Below are 501 nucleotides of genomic sequence, written 5' to 3'. Positions count from 1 at the left end.
GCCGACCTGCGGATAGATTACCACCAGCCCCTCATCGGCCAATCGCAGAAGCGCTTCGCGAAGCGGCGTTCTGCTGACCCCGAAATGGGCGGACAGATCACGTTCCGGCAATGGCGTATTCGGCGGACGACGCAGATTCACGATGTCATCGTAAAGCTCTCGATAAATCAGCGTCGCTGTGCGCGGCTGCTCTGCCCGTGACATTGTCGCGAGCGTAAGCGCGCCCAGGCGACGCGGGCGCCGCTGGCGTACACCTTCCTCCATACGAACCCTCCCTGATTCTTCGGTCATACTAGTATGGCCGTAATTTTACGCAATAACCTATCTGATGATCCATACGGATACGCTGAACGAATCCGGGTTTGTCGAGGATACGATGGCCGCCATCGCGGGCCGGACGATCCACGCCTATCATACCGAGGGTGCGGGCGGTGGCCATGCCCCCGACATCATCCGCATGGTCGGCATGGCCAATGTCCTGCCCTCGTCGACCAACCCTAC

At 60.1% G+C, this 501-nt stretch carries 1 protein-coding gene and 1 pseudogene; one reads left to right on the top strand and one right to left on the bottom strand.

Going from position 1 to position 501, the window contains the following annotated elements; translation table 11 throughout:
- The coding region (locus tag TR36_RS14570; RefSeq protein WP_202814462.1) for a GntR family transcriptional regulator at window positions 1-264 on the bottom strand (264 nt) is incomplete at its 3' end.
- A gap of 61 nt (window positions 265-325) precedes the next feature.
- On the opposite strand from TR36_RS14570, the pseudogene TR36_RS15350 reads away from it, so the two are divergent.
- Window positions 326-501 (top strand): annotated as a pseudogene (locus TR36_RS15350) (amidohydrolase family protein); the annotation flags it as partial.

Source organism: Falsirhodobacter sp. alg1, from assembly GCF_000739715.2.
Lineage (GTDB): Bacteria > Pseudomonadota > Alphaproteobacteria > Rhodobacterales > Rhodobacteraceae > Falsirhodobacter.
The sequence above is the reverse complement of the archived record's forward strand: the minus strand, read 5'-3'. Positions and strand labels throughout refer to the sequence as shown.